17 protein-coding genes and 1 pseudogene are annotated in these 15076 nt (G+C 59.7%); 1 reads left to right on the top strand and 17 read right to left on the bottom strand.

Annotated features, from left to right (window positions below; all coding sequences use genetic code 11):
• Positions 1 to 6 precede the first annotated feature (6 nt).
• From hisG to JSO19_RS12170, 10 genes and pseudogenes are all read right to left on the bottom strand, one after another.
• Positions 7 to 849 (bottom strand): ATP phosphoribosyltransferase, encoded by an 843-nt coding sequence (gene hisG, locus JSO19_RS12210; protein ID WP_270911931.1) that lies wholly within the window; start codon positions 847 to 849, stop codon positions 7 to 9.
• A 47-nt stretch (positions 850 to 896) separates the two neighbouring features.
• Positions 897 to 1160, bottom strand: coding sequence for a phosphoribosyl-ATP diphosphatase (locus JSO19_RS12205; protein WP_217132588.1), 264 nt, complete (start codon positions 1158 to 1160; stop codon positions 897 to 899).
• Positions 1161 to 1182: 22 nt separating this feature from the next.
• Positions 1183 to 1854 carry a ribulose-phosphate 3-epimerase gene (rpe, locus tag JSO19_RS12200; RefSeq protein ID WP_270911930.1) on the bottom strand — a complete coding sequence of 224 codons (672 nt, stop codon included), beginning with the start codon at positions 1852 to 1854 and terminating at the stop codon, positions 1183 to 1185.
• Between the two features lie 11 nt (positions 1855 to 1865).
• On the bottom strand, positions 1866 to 2474 hold the full coding sequence (locus JSO19_RS13085; protein ID WP_333735217.1) for a hypothetical protein: 609 nt from the start codon (positions 2472 to 2474) through the stop codon (positions 1866 to 1868).
• Between the two features lie 454 nt (positions 2475 to 2928).
• Positions 2929 to 3279, bottom strand: a pseudogene (locus tag JSO19_RS13080) (transcription antitermination protein NusB); the annotation flags it as partial.
• Positions 3276 to 4190, bottom strand: coding sequence for a methionyl-tRNA formyltransferase (locus tag JSO19_RS12190; RefSeq protein WP_270911929.1), 915 nt, complete (start codon positions 4188 to 4190; stop codon positions 3276 to 3278). The gene JSO19_RS12190 and the pseudogene JSO19_RS13080, both read right to left, overlap by 4 nt.
• Positions 4187 to 6253 (bottom strand): hypothetical protein, encoded by a 2067-nt coding sequence (locus JSO19_RS12185; protein WP_270911928.1) that lies wholly within the window; start codon positions 6251 to 6253, stop codon positions 4187 to 4189. The genes JSO19_RS12190 and JSO19_RS12185 overlap by 4 nt, the downstream gene beginning before the upstream one ends.
• 23 nt (positions 6254 to 6276) lie before the next feature.
• The gene (gene metK / locus JSO19_RS12180; protein WP_270911927.1) at positions 6277 to 7473 is read right to left on the bottom strand and encodes a methionine adenosyltransferase; all 1197 of its coding nucleotides are present in this window, start codon (positions 7471 to 7473) and stop codon (positions 6277 to 6279) included.
• A gap of 121 nt (positions 7474 to 7594) precedes the next feature.
• On the bottom strand, positions 7595 to 7846 hold the full coding sequence (gene rpoZ, locus JSO19_RS12175; RefSeq protein WP_217132596.1) for a DNA-directed RNA polymerase subunit omega: 252 nt from the start codon (positions 7844 to 7846) through the stop codon (positions 7595 to 7597).
• Between the two features lie 58 nt (positions 7847 to 7904).
• Entirely contained in the window at positions 7905 to 8555 is a 651-nt protein-coding gene (locus JSO19_RS12170) for a hypothetical protein (RefSeq protein WP_270911926.1), read from the bottom strand.
• Between the two features lie 150 nt (positions 8556 to 8705).
• Between JSO19_RS12170 and JSO19_RS12165 the strand changes: the two genes are divergently transcribed.
• Entirely contained in the window at positions 8706 to 9575 is an 870-nt protein-coding gene (locus tag JSO19_RS12165; RefSeq protein WP_270911925.1) for an acyl-CoA thioesterase, read from the top strand.
• A gap of 66 nt (positions 9576 to 9641) precedes the next feature.
• Here JSO19_RS12165 and JSO19_RS12160 read toward each other — a convergent pair whose 3' ends face one another.
• From JSO19_RS12160 to nadE, 7 genes are all read right to left on the bottom strand, one after another.
• Positions 9642 to 10106, bottom strand: a complete 465-nt coding sequence (locus JSO19_RS12160; RefSeq protein WP_270911924.1) for an acyl-CoA thioesterase — start codon at positions 10104 to 10106, stop codon at positions 9642 to 9644.
• Between the two features lie 9 nt (positions 10107 to 10115).
• Entirely contained in the window at positions 10116 to 11798 is a 1683-nt protein-coding gene (gene ettA / locus JSO19_RS12155; RefSeq protein ID WP_270911923.1) for an energy-dependent translational throttle protein EttA, read from the bottom strand.
• 194 nt (positions 11799 to 11992) lie between these two features.
• Complete coding sequence (locus JSO19_RS12150) at positions 11993 to 12496, bottom strand: DUF6993 domain-containing protein (RefSeq protein ID WP_270911922.1); 504 nt, start codon at positions 12494 to 12496, stop codon at positions 11993 to 11995.
• 54 nt (positions 12497 to 12550) lie between these two features.
• Positions 12551 to 13111, bottom strand: coding sequence for a single-stranded DNA-binding protein (gene ssb, locus JSO19_RS12145; RefSeq protein ID WP_270911921.1), 561 nt, complete (start codon positions 13109 to 13111; stop codon positions 12551 to 12553).
• 131 nt (positions 13112 to 13242) lie between these two features.
• Positions 13243 to 13698, bottom strand: a complete 456-nt coding sequence (gene nrdI, locus JSO19_RS12140; RefSeq protein WP_270911920.1) for a class Ib ribonucleoside-diphosphate reductase assembly flavoprotein NrdI — start codon at positions 13696 to 13698, stop codon at positions 13243 to 13245.
• A gap of 18 nt (positions 13699 to 13716) precedes the next feature.
• Positions 13717 to 14250: a peptide-methionine (S)-S-oxide reductase MsrA gene (gene msrA / locus JSO19_RS12135; RefSeq protein ID WP_270911919.1), complete on the bottom strand. Its 534-nt coding sequence runs from the start codon at positions 14248 to 14250 to the stop codon at positions 13717 to 13719.
• A complete protein-coding gene (gene nadE, locus JSO19_RS12130) occupies positions 14247 to 15074 on the bottom strand; it encodes an ammonia-dependent NAD(+) synthetase (protein WP_270911918.1) in 828 nt (275 codons plus the stop codon). The genes msrA and nadE overlap by 4 nt, the downstream gene beginning before the upstream one ends.
• Between the last annotated feature and the right edge of the window lie 2 nt (positions 15075 to 15076).

Genomic DNA, 15076 nt, shown 5'->3' with positions numbered 1-15076 from the left:
GTAGTGTCAAATCCTCGCAGCGTGAATCGCGGTTACGAGAATGGCTTTCGCCCCGATGGCCTGCAATTCGTCCATGATGTCGGCAGCTTCGTTGGCCGGTACCATGACGCGAACGGCGACCCACTCTTCATCAAAGAGCGGCTGAACCGTGGGCGATTCAAACCCTGAGGCAATTGCCGTTGCTTCTTCGAGCTTCTCGGCGGGCAGGTCGTAATCCATGATCACGTAGTTACGCGCCACGAGCACGCCCTGCAGCCTGCGCAGTAGTCGATCGACGGCGCCATTGTGTTCATTCGGGCCACCGATCAAGAGTGCGGTTGACTCGAGAATCACCGGGCCAAAGATTGAGAGGCCTGCGGCCCTCAGGGTTGCCCCGGTCGAAACCACGTCGGCGACCGCGTCAGCAACACCCAAGCGCACCGCTGATTCGACGGCTCCGTCAAGTTTGACGGTGACCGCGTGAATGCCGCGCTCAAGCAGGAAATCGTCGACAAGCTTCGGGTAGCTCGTTGCCACGCGCTTGCCTTCGAGCTGCGCGAGGTCGGTGATGCTGTCTGCGGGAGCGGCAAAGCGGAACGTCGAATCTGCGAACTGCAGTTCGGCGATTTCGTAGGCTCCGGCTCCTGAATCCCTCAGCAGGTCACGGCCGGTGATGCCCACATCGAGCGCACCCGATGCCACATAGGTCGCAATGTCCCTTGGACGGAGGTAGAAGAATTCAACGCCGTTTCGTTCGTCGGCTGAAACGAGTGTTCGTGAGTCGCGACGGCCGTTGTAGCCGGCTTCTGCAAGCATTTGTGCTGCAATTTCAGAGAGTGAACCCTTATTTGGAATCGCTACGCGAAGCATGGGGGCCTTTCAGAGTGAGGTAACAGAGAAGGTTTGAGTGCGTTCGATCACAGATGTCGATGGACATCGTCGAGCGTCAGACCCTTCGCGACCATCATCACCTGAAGGTGGTACAGCAGCTGGCTGATCTCTTCAGCGAGCGCTTCGTCGCTCTCGTACTCTGCAGCCATCCATACCTCGGCTGCCTCTTCGACAATTTTTTTGCCGATTGCGTGTACTCCGGCATCGAGCTGCTTCACCGTTCCGCTGCCCTCTGGGCGCGTACGTGCTTTCTCAGTCAGCTCGACAAAGAGTGTGTCAAAGGTTTTCACGTTCACCATCGTACCGCGATTCTTAGGCTTTGGTGTGCACATGTGCGTTTGCTGCTGCTCGCAGCTCAGCGATGCGCTGCTCTGGAACCCCGCCGTACACGGCCGAACCAGCAACGAAGGTGTCTGCGCCTGCCTCGGCGGCCATGCCGATGGTATCGACCGTAATTCCTCCGTCAACCTGAAGCCAGATGTCGAGCCCGTGCGCTTTTTTCGCCTCTGAGGCCTGCTGCAGTTTGGGCATCATGTCGGGCATGAACGCCTGACCACCAAAACCCGGCTCGACGGTCATAACGAGCAGCTGATCGAACTCCGGCAGCAGCTCGAGGTATGGCGCAACGTCGGTACCTGGTTTGAGCGCGATGCCGGCACGGGCGCCAATGTCGCGAATCTTTCGGGCAAGGGCGACTGGATCGTTCGTTGCCTCTGCGTGAAAGGTCACTGAATAGGCGCCGAGTTCTGCATACCCTGGCGCCCAGCGATCAGCGTCGGCGATCATGAGGTGCATGTCGAGGGGCACGGGTGAAACCGCCTGGATGCGCTCAACAATGGGCGGCCCCATGGTGAGATTTGGCACGAAATGGTTGTCCATCACGTCGACGTGCACGAGGTCTGCGCTAGCAATCGCCTCGAGTTCTGCCTGGAGGTTGACGAAGTCGGCAGAGAGAATGCTGGGGTTAATGCGGGGGCTCTTCACAACTATGTATCCTAAGGCTTCTCGGTGGTCTCTGCCCCGCGCGCGTCTTTCTTGCGCATGAGGGCAATAAACATTGCGTCAGCGTTATCGCGGTGCGGCCACAGTTGCACGGCAGTCGGGTGGTCGCCCGCATCGTTCACTCGAACCGTGCTTTCGCAGAGTTCAAGCTCTTCGTGTTCGCGCAGGTGCTTTTCAATAACGTCCCGTGTTTCGTGCAGGTGCGGTGAGCACGTCACATATGCCAGGAAGCCACCGGGCGCCAGGTGTGCGGTTGCAGCCGACAACAGTTCGCGCTGAAGGGTGTGCAGCGGTTCAATGTCAGACGGTTTCTTACGCCACCGTGCTTCTGGCCTGCGGCGTAACGCCCCCAGCCCGCTGCACGGAGCATCAACAAGAATGCGGTCGTACTCGATTGCGTCGTAGGCCTCTTCCGAGCGCCCATCGTGCGAAACGATAGTCACGACGTCGGTAAAGTCTTTCACTGACGAACGCACCAGCTCTGCACGGTGAGGGGTCACTTCGTTCGCACGAACGGTCGCCCCGTGCTGCCTCGCGGCAGCCGCAAGCACCGCGGTTTTGCCGCCGGGCCCAAGCGCAGAGATCAAGCCAGGCTTCACCATCGCGCACTGGTGCCGCCTCGGTTAGGGTCAGGGCTGCGAGCTGTGAGCCCTGGTCTTGCACCTTGGCGGTAACGCCGGCACCGGTGAGCGCTGCAATAACCTGAGCTGGGTTACCTGAGCTGAGCTCATACGCAAGGGGTGAAGCACCCGTCGCGATCAGTGTTTCTCCTGCAAGCTCAGGGGTCATCTCACCCTCGAGAATCGCAAGCTGCACTCTCGGCGGCTCGTTATTGGCGATAAGGGTCGCCTCGAGTTCGCTGCCACGGCCTTCGGCGTCAAGCGCATCAGCGAGCGCGTCGACGATCCACCTCGGGTGTGAATGCAGCGTCGCGAGCCGGTCTCGATCATTATCGATGCCCTCGACAATACGGGCTTCCCAGTCTTCGGGACTCGTGCGAGAAACCGTGCGAAGTACCCCGTTGACGAAGCCGGAGGTGCGCATTCCGGCGACTCCCTTCGCGAGTTCAACCTGTTCGTGAATCGCGGCGTGTTTTGGGGTTTCGAGCGTGACGAGTTGGTGCACGCCAAGCTGTAAGACGGTGTGCACCGCGGGGTCGATCGCCGAGATCTTCCTGCCCGTTGCGAGTTCGATGATGGCATCGTACTTCCCTGCAAAGCGCAGCGTTCCAGAGGTGAGCTCTGTCGCGAAGGCCGCGTCTTGGTCATTCAGCCGCGCTTCACGGATGCGGGCTTGCAGCGCAAGGTTGGCGTAGGCGTCACGATCGGCAACGTCTCGCAGCACCTCGTAAGCGACAAACCGTGCCGGCGAGCAGTGGGGCTTCTTGCGATGCTGTGCCCCGCTCATGAGATCACCTGCTCGCCGCCGCGACCACGCAGCCAAGCCGCACCGTCCATTGCGCCCTTGCCTGCTGGCTGCACACGCACGAGCTCTACCGGGCCGGAGGCTGTACCGAGCAAGGCTCGTTTACCGACGATGCGTGCGGTACCCGCAGAGAGCGGCTCTTCGGTTTCTCCCGCTCGAATCTCGTGAAGCTTCACCGGCTCGCCATCGGCAAGCACAAAGGCTCCTGGCTCGGGGGTCACACCTGCCCAGTGAGCCATGAAGGTCTCCATGGGTTCGGCTGGATCGAGTTTGCCATCGCTGCGCTCAAGCTTGTGCGCATAGTTCGCCTCTCCCACCTGCTCCGTTCCCACCTCAGGGTTGATTTCAAGCGCATCAAGCGCCTGCAAAATAAGCGGACCGCCCTCGACCGCGAGTGCTTCAAGCGCAGCGCCTGCCGTGGTGCCAGGTTCAAACCGCGCCGTCGCGTTGGCAACTATGTCGCCAGCATCAAGCGCCTCAACAAGCCGAAACACACTCAGCCCAAGCTCTTGCTCACCGTTCATGAGCGCGCGTTGTACGGGCGCCGCACCGCGCCAGCGTGGTAACGATGAGAAGTGCAGGTTCACCCACCCGAGGCGTGGCGTTTCAAGCAACGCTGGCTTCAGGAGACCGCCGTAGGCAACCACGACGCCCAGGTCGGCGTTGAGATCACGAACCCACTCAGTGACCTCTTCGCCCAGTCGGTTCGCTTTGACCACAGGAATTCCGTGCTCGTCGGCGAGCGTTGCCACGGGCGACGGGGTAAGCACGCGTTTTCTTCCAAGCGGGGCATCTTCTCGCGTGATCACCCCTACAACCTCATGGCGCGAGGCCACGAGTTGATTGAGAGCCGAGGTCGCGACCTCCGGCGTTCCTGCAAACACTACCCTCATTCGAGTTCGTCTCCTTGTTCGTCAAACGCCTGCGCGTCGTCAAATCGTAGTCGCAGGGCACCTGCTGGAGCCCCACGTTTTGCGCCTTTTTTGCGTGCCGCATATGCTTTCGCTGCCGAAGAAGCGGCTTGCGAGACGAGAACCGCACGAAGTTTCGCGGCGACCTCAGCCCCATGCGAGTACCCGAAACGTACGATGGCTCGTACGGTTGAGTCTGGAGCCGGTGTTGGTCCCAGCACGTCAAGGTTTTGAACCCCCGAGACCGCGTCAAGAGCTTCTTGCACCAGCTCGCGAGCACCCGTCACGGTTGCAATGCGAACCATCGGCGGAAAGCGTAGCTGCTTGCGGTCACGGAGCTCACTGCGCAGCCAGTCATGTTCACGCCCCGTCACGAATGCACGCACCATGGGCCCTGCACCGCCGGTAATCACGATCGGAGCCTCTTCTTTCGCGAGCGAAGCTGCCCCGTGCCACCAGCGCAGCGCGTCTTCGCCCGCTTTCAGCGAGGGAGCGCTCACGATTCGGTCGACATCGAGCAACACGACTGCGCGGTAGCCGCCTGCTGCGATGGGCTCAGCACCTCTCGTCGCTACCACAACCTGTGGCCGAGCATCGACTCGGCTTCGCTGATGATTCCCGTCGCTCACGACGATCATCGTCTCGGGAAACATTTGCGCAAACTGCTCTGCGGTGCGCTCAGAACCAGCGCCACGTATCTCAAATCGAGTGCCGCGGCATGTTTCACAAGAGATTCCACGTGCGCTCGAACCACACCAGCGACACGAAACGGTACCGCCAGCCGATTGCCCCAGCGGGCCTCGACAGTGTGAACACCGCGCCATATCGTGGCACTCGGCACACACCATGACCGGCGCGTAGCCAGGAGCCGCAACCTGCACGAGCACCGGGCCCTCGAGCAGCCCCTCGCGAAGCTTCTTCGTTGCGAATTCCGGTATACGGCCAATGACCCGTTCGTCGGCGGTGAGCGAGCCCGAGTGCATGATCTTTTGCCGCCGTGCACCCGTGGCACCTTCAGCGAAGTAGCCCATGTCAACGAATCGCTGCGCCTCTGCACTCATAACGTGCGACCCCAGGAGCAGCCCTGCCCCGCTCTGCTGCGCCCGAACGAGCGCAGCATCTCTCACGTGCACGTACGGAGCAAGCGGTTCTTCAAAGAGCGGATCGCCGTCGTTCCAGAGCAGCATAGCCCCCAGCTCATGGGCTGGAGCGTAGAGCGCAGAGCGGTTGCCGATGAGCAACCTCGGGCGTGCTTCTAGCGCGTTGAGAAAGCTCGTGTATCGCTCAGCCGCAGGGCGGCGGGCGTCGAGCCGAATGACCTCTTGCGCTCCCAGTGCTTTGAGCGTGTCATCCAGTTGATCAAGGTCACGGTAATCGGGCACTGCGATGATGGCGCTTCGTCCAGAGGCGACCGTTGCAAGCGCAATTGAGGCAAAGTGATAAGCCCATGCGCTCACCCACTCTCCGGTTTCGAGTCGCACGGGCGCGCCAGAGACGGTCAGAGCGAGACGTGCTCCACCACACAGCTGTTCGGCCGCGTTCACCGCCTCGGTATTGGCGATATGTACGGGGTCTGCCGCGAAGCCACCGTCGCCCTCGCTCACCGAAGCCGAGTCAGCGCTCTCGAGCGGCTGCCCGCTTTCGCTTTCGCCCGAAAGCTCACTCTCTTTCGAGGCAAAGTAGGCTTTTTCGGCTCGAACGTGACGGTTTGGTACCCCTAGCCGAATAAGGTCGGCCGCGCTACCGCCAGCTCTGTCGGCAACAGCCCGCACCAAATGCCATACCTCTGACGTGAGCATGGGCACCGGAGAGACGATCTGCGAGAGTTGCGCCAGCTCGCCCTGAAACGCTGATTCTTCGACAAGTTCGATAACGAACCCAAGACTGTCACGTTGCCGCGATCGAAGAGGCACCTTAACGCGCTGCCCCACCCGTATCTCTTGCCTCAGTGGCTCGGGAACCTCATAGTCAAAAAGGTGGTCGAGCTGCGGAAGCCCGGAGTCCAGGAGCACACGCGCAACCCTCGGTGTTGCTGGGGTATGCACCTGACGCTCCACCGTACTCGCCCTTATTCGAGGCCTGCTGCGAGACGCAGCTCGTCGACGCGAGGCGTCTGCTCCCATGTAAATTCTGGCAACTCACGACCGAAGTGGCCGTAAGCAGAGGTCAACGCATAGATTGGCCGCAAGAGGTCAAGGTCACGAATAATGGCAGCGGGTCGCAGATCAAAGACCTCGCGAATAGCTCGCTCAATCGTCTCGAGTGGAACGGTCTCGGTACCGAATGCCTCGACATAAATGCCAACAGGCTCTGCCCGACCGATCGCGTATGCAACCTGCACTTCGATGCGGCGTGCAAGGCCCGCGCGAACACAGTGCTTTGCGACCCAGCGCATCGCGTAGGCACCTGAACGGTCAACCTTCGAGGGGTCTTTACCGCTGAAGGCGCCACCGCCGTGACGGGCGGCACCACCATAGGTGTCAATAATAATTTTGCGTCCGGTCAGCCCGGCATCGCCCATAGGCCCGCCAACGACGAAAGGTCCCGCAGGGTTAATGAGCAACTGCGCACCGTCTGAAGTGAGCTGAGGAACCGACTGAAGAACCGGGCGAATGACCTCCCGCTCGATGTCTTCGTGAATCTGCTCTTGGGTCACGCCGGGAGCATGCTGCGTTGAAACAACAACCGTTTCAACCGATACCGGGGTCTCACCCTCGTAGCCCACCGTGACCTGTGTTTTCCCGTCAGGGCGAAGGTACGCGAGCGTGCCGTTCTTGCGCACCGCGGTGAGCTGCTCGGCAAGGCGGTGTGAAAGCCAGCTCGGAAGCGGCTGCAGCTCGGGGGTCTCGTCACAGGCGTAGCCGAACATGATGCCCTGATCGCCCGCCCCAAGCTGGTCGAGCTCGTCAACCCCTCGGTTTTGGCGTGCTTCGAGTGAGGTATCAACACCCGCTGCGATATCGGGCGACTGCTGCCCGATAGACACTGAAACACCGCACGAGTTCCCGTCAAACCCCATCTCGCTCGAGACAAACCCGATCTCGTTGAGCACCTCGCGCACAACGTCTGCGACGGCAACATAGCTCTGTGTGCGAGCTTCACCAGCAACGTGCACGAGGCCCGTCGTCGCAAGCGTTTCAACCGCAACGCGAGATGCAGGGTCATCACACAGCATCGCATCGAGGATCGAGTCTGAGATGCGGTCACAGATTTTGTCGGGGTGCCCCTCGGTGACCGATTCTGAGGTAAAAAGTCGCAGTGCCATGGTGTGCTCCGTCTGAAGGTTCGTGCGTTACTAAGCAATAAAAGAACGCCAGCTCTCTCACAAAGATAGCTGGCGCCACTGACATTCGAGGCTGAACTCTGGGGTCAGTGTTTAAGCGAGGTTACTCCTCGTCAATCTGCGTCATCTGCAGCTTGCCCTCGACGATCTCATGAAGAGCAATCGAGAGGGGCTTGTCATCAACCGACGAGTCAACGAGAGGGCCCACGTTGTCGAAGAGGTTTCCGTCGTGCAGATCGGTGTAGTAGCTATTGATCTGGCGTGCACGCTGCGCGGCAAACGTCACGAGTGCGTACTTTGAGTCAACGTGCTTGAGCAGCTCGTCGATGGGGGGTTCGATAATACCGTTCGACATAGTGTTCTCCTTGTTCCAACTCTCTATCTTACCTGACTGATACTGCAGCCTGAAAGCCTCACAGCATTCCGATCTGATCGCGCACAAATACGTCACCGTATTCGGTCGTGAGACGCAGCCACGTGCGGCTTCTCGAAACGAGCACGAGTTTCTGATCGCGCAAAAATCCCATCGAGTCGAGAGCGAGTGCGGCCGCGGCAGGAATACCCGGCGCAATTTCCAACGACCAGACCGCTGCCCGCGCTTTATCGACGAGCAGCTGACCCGGGTTCTCTGGCAACATCTGGGCAACCCGGTCGGCCCCTTGAATGGCGATGTCGTGGAGCGGGCCAGCCTCAAGCGTTGCCTCTTGCTGCCACCCAGAACGCGGCGGAAGCATGCCAGCCCAAGCAACGGCGAGGTTCACCGGAGGAATCGGCAGAGCCCATGGCGCCTCGTCAATGCGAGCAAGCCGGTCAAGCACCGCGCGGGTCTCGACCACGGTGTCAACGGCTTCTGCGAGCGGGGCCCCAAGGCCAACCGCACGGTGCACCAGCACCAACTGCGTCGCATCACCCAAATGGGCCGGCGCTTGGGTACTCCCGAACAAGGCGAGAGAGCCGTTCTCTGCCCTCAGACGCACTTCTGATCCGCCAACACGATCAAGACGCTGCATGAGTTGCACAAGGTCGCTCACCGCATGCTCGTCTTCTAGAAAAACTTCGTTCACACGCACACGCTACCCCGAGCGGCTTGAGGAATGCCCATAAGCGACGCCCTCCCATGCTGACCAGCGCGGCTCGCCGCGTGCGGCCCGCAAGCGCGGGCGTCAGCCAGAACGCATAGAATAGTGACCATTGTCAGCACTGAAGGAGGCAAGATGCTTGCTGGAGTTCCCAATCTCGGCGACATGCTCGCGGTCATCGACCTAGACGCACGCACACGGTACGACGTTTTCACCGGCCCCGCTCTCCCCACGCCCCACGGTCGCGCATTTGGAGGGCAGGTGCTGGGCCAGGCCATCGCCGCAGCCAGCGAGACGCTGCCAGAGGGGCGCAAGATTCACTCGATGCACGGCTATTTCGTGAGGCCGGGCGACAGCGAGAAACGCATGACCTTTGAGGTCGCTCGTCTGCACGACGGGCGTACGTATTCGACCCGCCGCACGCAGGCCTACCAAAATGGCGAGGTGCTCATGTCGATGATCTCGTCGTTTCAAGACGACAGTGCAGGCGTCGAGCACCAAGACAGCATCGACATCACCCAGTTTCCCGAGCCAGAGAGCATCCCGAGCATTTGGGATCGATATGGTCACCTGACGCTCGACCGGCAAGCGAGCTGGATACTCAATCGCCCCTTCGATTTTCGACACGTCGAGGGTGACATCGTGCTCAATGTCCCTGAGAACCGGTCAACGCAACACGTTTGGCTCCGGTCACGCAACGACATGCCTGGCCCGCACAGCTTTCAGTGTGCCGCATTAGCCTTCGCGAGTGACTACCTGCTCATGGAGCCGGTCATGCGCAAACACGGCATTCCCTGGGCCACGCCAGGCATGAAGGGCGCGAGTCTCGACCACGCGATGTGGTTTCACCGCCCCTTTAGGGTTGACGAGTGGCTGCTCTACGAGATCACCTCGCCAACGGCGCAGTCGGGCCGAGGCCTCTCGCACGGGCGCTTCTTTAACATGAGCGGCGAACTCGTCGCGAGCGTTTCGCAGGAGACCGCGGTGAGGCTCCCCGAGGAGTAACCCTTTGGTACGCGAAAGGGGGCTGTGCGGCAGACATTCGTTGCCGCACAGCCCCCTTTTCTATCGCTAGCGTCTCCCGAGCTTCAGCGGCTCGTCGGTCCACTTCGAAGCCGCTTCACGGGCTTCTTCGGTCAACCGCTTCGGCCGCATCGTCGTGCCATCGACCACAACAGCGGTCGTAACGCACCTCGCTGCAACACGCTTCTCGGGGCCGTGGGTAAAGAGCTCGCCATAGATGTCGAGACTTGCACCACCCAAACGACCGAGCCACAGCTCGATGCTCAAAGGCTCCGACGAATACACGATCGGCTCGAGAAAATCGATGGTCTGACTCGCAACCACCATTTTCATGCCGCCCGGGCTGTCATCGCGAAAGAGCTTTTCGAGGCCGGTATCTTCACGGGTGTCCCCCATGAAGAAAAGCTTTATTCGAGCCTCTTCAAAGTACCTCGCGTAGGCAACGTTGTTGACGTGCTGATATGCATCCATATCAGACCAACGTTGCTGCAATTCAACGTGAATTCTCGCCATGAACGAGCCCTAGTCGCGTGTGAGCTTGCGGTAGGTAACGCTTGATGGCTTGGCCGCTTCAGGGCCGAGACGATCAATCTTGTTCGCCTCGTAGGCCTCGAAGTTGCCCTCAAACCAGTGCCAGTTCGCGGGGTTCTCTTCGGTGCCCTCATACGCCAGAATGTGCGTTGCGATGCGGTCGAGGAACCAGCGGTCGTGCGTGATCACCACGGCACAACCGGGAAACTCGAGCAGCGCGTTTTCGAGGCTCGACAGCGTTTCGACGTCGAGGTCGTTCGTCGGCTCGTCAAGCAGCAGCACGTTGCCGCCCTGCTTCAGCGTCAGCGCGAGGTTCAAACGGTTACGCTCACCGCCTGAAAGCACACCGGCTGGTTTCTGCTGATCGGGTCCCTTGAATCCGAAGGTTGAGACATAGGCGCGAGAAGGAATCTCGGTGTTGCCAACCTGCATGTAGTCGAGACCGTCTGAAACGACCTCCCAAACCGTCTTATCGGGGTCGATACCGCCACGGTACTGGTCTACGTAGCTCAGCTTGACGGTGTCACCGATGCGAAGCTCGCCGCCGTCGAGAGGCTCGAGACCAACGATCGTCTTGAAGAGCGTCGTCTTACCAACACCGTTCGGGCCGATAATACCGACGATACCGTTGCGCGGAAGCGTGAACGAAAGACCGTCAATGAGCGTTCGCCCGTCGAATCCCTTGTTGAGGTTCTTGGCTTCCAGCACGAGGTTACCGAGTCGGGGCCCCGCTGGGATCTGGATCTCTTCGAAGTCAAGTTTGCGAGTGCGCTCTGCCTCGGCAGCCATCTCTTCGTACCGCGCGAGACGCGCTTTCGACTTCGCCTGGCGACCCTTCGAGTTTGAGCGAACCCACTCAAGCTCTTCTTTAAGTCGTTTCTGCATCTTCTCGTCTTTACGACCCTGAACTTCGAGGCGCTCAGCCTTCTTTTCAAGATAGGTCGAGTAGTTGCCCTCGTATGGGTAAAGGCGACCGCGGTCAACCTCACAGATCCAGGTCGCAACGTGGTCGAGGAAGTACCTATCGTGCGTCACGGCCATGACGGCACCGGGATACTTCGAAAGGTGCTGCTCCAGCCAGAGCACGCTTTCTGCGTCAAGGTGGTTCGTAGGCTCATCAAGGAGCAGCAGGTCGGGCTTTTCAAGCAACAACTTGCAGAGTGCCACGCGTCGCTTCTCGCCACCCGACAGGTGCTTCACCTGCGCGTCTGATGGAGGGCAACGCAGCGCATTCATGGCCTGCTCAAGCTGCGAGTCAAGGTCCCAGGCGTCAACCGCATCGATTGCTTCCTGCAGTTCGCCCATTTCTGGGAGCAGCACGTCGTAATCGGCGTCTGGGTTTGCCATCTCAGCAGAAATCTCGTTAAAACGGTCAACCTTGCCCTTGATCTCGGCAACGCCCATTTGCACGTTCTCGAGAACAGTTTTCTCTTCGTCGAGCTCTGGCTCCTGCATGAGAATACCGACCGAGTAGCCGGGAGTGAGAATGGCCTCGCCATTCGAAGGGGTATCAAGGCCTGCCATGATCTTGAGGATCGTCGATTTTCCAGCACCGTTCGGGCCGACAACACCAATTTTTGCTCCGGGCAGGAAGGCCATGGTTACGTCATCAAGAATAACTTTGTCGCCGTGCGCTTTTCTCGCGCGAACCATCTGGTAAATGTATTCAGCCATATGAATTGTGGGCACACGAAGCGCCCTATCTCCTTGAAATACGTGGTCTCTGTCAGTACCTGTCTAGGGTACCTCACCGCGCCTATAAAGAGGTCACGGCTTTTCAGCCCCGTTCGCCAGGCACCTCACACCCTGCCTCCGAGACTCGACAGAATACCTCTTGAGCGGATCGCGGAGGGCAAGCGCCTCCGCGATCACTCGTCGGTCAGCGGCTCTGTTTTTCCGATCAGGCACAGATCATTGTCGGGGCCAACCGTGGGCATGATTTCAGCCTCGATGGTGCGGTCGGCCGTAACAATCTGGCCGACGAGGCACTGGTCGCCAAACCGAGCGCTCACAAACATGCTCTCGGTTTCAAGGTCGGTCTTGGTGCGGTCCTGCGACACCTGCATGCTCTCAACGGCAAACCCGACATCGATAAAGCGTTGAGCAAGTGCCCGTGATTCAAAGGCGCCTTCTTGCTTCGACGCGTCACTGAGCGTTTTCAGGAAGACCGGCAGGTTATCTTCTGCTGAGCCACCCTCAACATACGTCGCTTCTTCATCGGGGGCAACGACGACCGGACGGTCGGGACGTTCGGGTGTCGGCCCGTCAAGCAGCGAGCAACCCGCGAGTGAGATGGCAATGACAGCGGCAGACGCAGCGGTCGCAACCGACCGGAACCCTGACTTGCGGTTTTGCAGATGTTTTTTCAGCACGTGGTCATCATATTGTCACTGGCTGAAAACACCTGCCGGAATACGCCAGACAGCTCACTCTGCCGCGTCAAACGGATCATCACTCGTTTCAGGAACAAACCAGCCAGGGCTTGAGGAGCTTTCTGCGGTGGTGGCTCCCCCAGCATCAGCCTCAGGGGTAAACCCGGCTTCCTCGCTCACCGCAAGCTCAGCGCCGCTATCGTCGGCTCGGGCAGCGTTCGACTGAGACGCAGTGGTTGCTCCACTTCCCTGCTTAGCATGGGTTCGCTTCGTGAACACGCTCGTACCCCACCGTAACTCCGGCCCGAGAGCATCGGCATCAATTTCAACAGCGGTGCCGCTGCGCTCGTCTTTCTCCCACTGTTTAACGCGCAATCGACCAGCAACAATCACCCGGTCTCCCTTGCTGAGTGACTCGCCGGCGTGCGTGGCGAGCGCACGAAAGGCATTCACGGTAAACCAGTTGGTATGGCCGTCGATCCACTCTTTCTTCTCAGCGTCGTAGCGACGCTCGCCATCGGCGAGACGGAAAGTACAGAGCTCTGCCCCTGATGGAAGGGTGACGGTTTTGGGTTCAGTCGCTACGGTTCCAACGACGCTGACGGTAGTAGACATAGGGTTCTCGCTTTCTTAAGCGCGGGATCTCCCGCACTACCAGTGTTGCTACGCAAAGGCCCCGTGCAGCAGTTATGCACGGGGCCTTTGCGTAAACACGACGAGACCGTTCCTGTGAACGAAGAACGAGGCTACTGCGAGGCAAGCGCCGCTTCGACACCAGCCGGCGCAGGCACACCAAGCTCTTGAGCGCGCCTTGCCAGAAACTCGGGAACTCCCGTGCGCACTCGGTCGACGTCTTCTGGCGTGCCAAAAATCTCGAAGCGGTACAACAGCGGCACCTGGAGCTTGTTCGACACAATGTCGCCAGCGATACCGTAGGCCTCGCCAAAGTTCGTGTTGCCAGCCCCAATAACGCCCCAAATGAATTGACGGTTCTGTTCGAGGTTCAAGAACTGCACAACCTGTTTCGGGACGGCCTTTGAATGCGGCCCGGCGCCGTAGGTAGGAATGATGAGCACGCATGGCTCAGTAATCTCGATCATGCCTTCAACGCGAGGCCGAAGGGGGATGCGCACCGAGGGCAGCCCCAGCTTATTGACAAAACGATGCGTGTACCCGCTCGAAGACGAGAAGTACGTAATCATGTTGCTGACTCACCTTCACTAGAGAATGTAGCTACGAAAACTCGCGCGAACCTTCTGCACCTTGGGCACCGCCACGGCAAGGCAGTACGCCTGCTCAGGGTTGTTCGCGAAGAAATCCTGGTGGTGTTCTTCGGCTTTCCAGACGGCCCCAAGAGGTGAAATACGGGTCACGATTTCGTTGGGGTACCATTCCCTGGCACGCTCGCGAGCGGCCTCAAACAGTTCTTTCTGGGCCTCGCCATCGTAAAACATTTCGCTCCGGTACTGAAGGCCAATATCGGCACCCTGTCGATTGAGTTGAGTCGGGTCGTGCATCGTGAAGAATGCGTCGAGCACAACTTCGGGTGGCAAAACCTCAGGGTCAAACGAAACGCGCACGGCTTCTGTGTGGCCCCCGTGACCGGCACACACTGCCTCGTAGGTCGGGTTCTCGGTCGTTCCTCCCGTGTACACCGAGTCAACCGAGGTCACCCCGCGAAGCACGCGGTAAGCCGCGTCGAGGCACCAGAAGCAGCCGCCAGCAAGCACGAAGGTTTCAGTTGTTTTCGTCATAGTGTTCTCCACCAATCATCTCTCGGAGTTACGGGTAGTTCGCGCTTGTGCTGAGAACGAGAGAAGAGCGCGCTTAATCGCCCCTCTTCGTCTGAGCTCACGGGTTCGCCGGTCAAAAACGCGTCAATAGCTTCATAGCTCACCCCGAGCGAGTCTTCATCAAGGTCCCCAGGCTGTTCATCGAGCAGATCGGCTGTCGGAGGCTTCTCGATGAGCGTTGGGTCGGCTCCCAACGTTCTCAGGAGTTGCCTTCCCTGCTCTTTCGTGAGCCCGGAGAGCGGCATCACATCGGCTGCTCCGTCACCGAACTTCGTGAAATAGCCGGTCAGTGCCTCAGCCGCGTGGTCAGAGCCAACGACGAGAAGATTGCGGTCACCAGCGATCGCGTATTGCACGACCATGCGCTGTCTCGCTTTGATATTGCCCTTGTTGAAGTCGGTCACGGGTTCACCGGTCGCCGAGGCGACCGACTCAACGGTCGCGTCAACAGCGTCTTTGATCTGCACCGCATACGAGACGTCGGGAGCGATGAACGAGAGGGCACGCTGCGCGTCATCTTCATCGCTCTGCACACCGTACGGCAGGCGCACTGCGTAGAACTTCGCGTCGTGCCCGATCTCTCGCAAACGTTCGACCGCGAGCTGGCACAGTTTTCCAGCGAGCGTAGAGTCTTGCCCCCCAGAAATTCCTAGGACAAAGCCTCGGTTGCCGGGAATCGAGGTCGCATATTCGACGAGGAAGTCGACGCGTCGCTGAATCTCGGCATGCGGGTGTACCTCGGTGGTCACACCAAGGGCTTCAGCAATGTCTGCACGTGATGTCATGC

Source organism: Leucobacter sp. UCMA 4100 (assembly GCF_027853335.1).
Taxonomy (GTDB): domain Bacteria; phylum Actinomycetota; class Actinomycetes; order Actinomycetales; family Microbacteriaceae; genus Leucobacter_A.
This window is presented reverse-complemented; position numbering and strand designations above follow the sequence as displayed.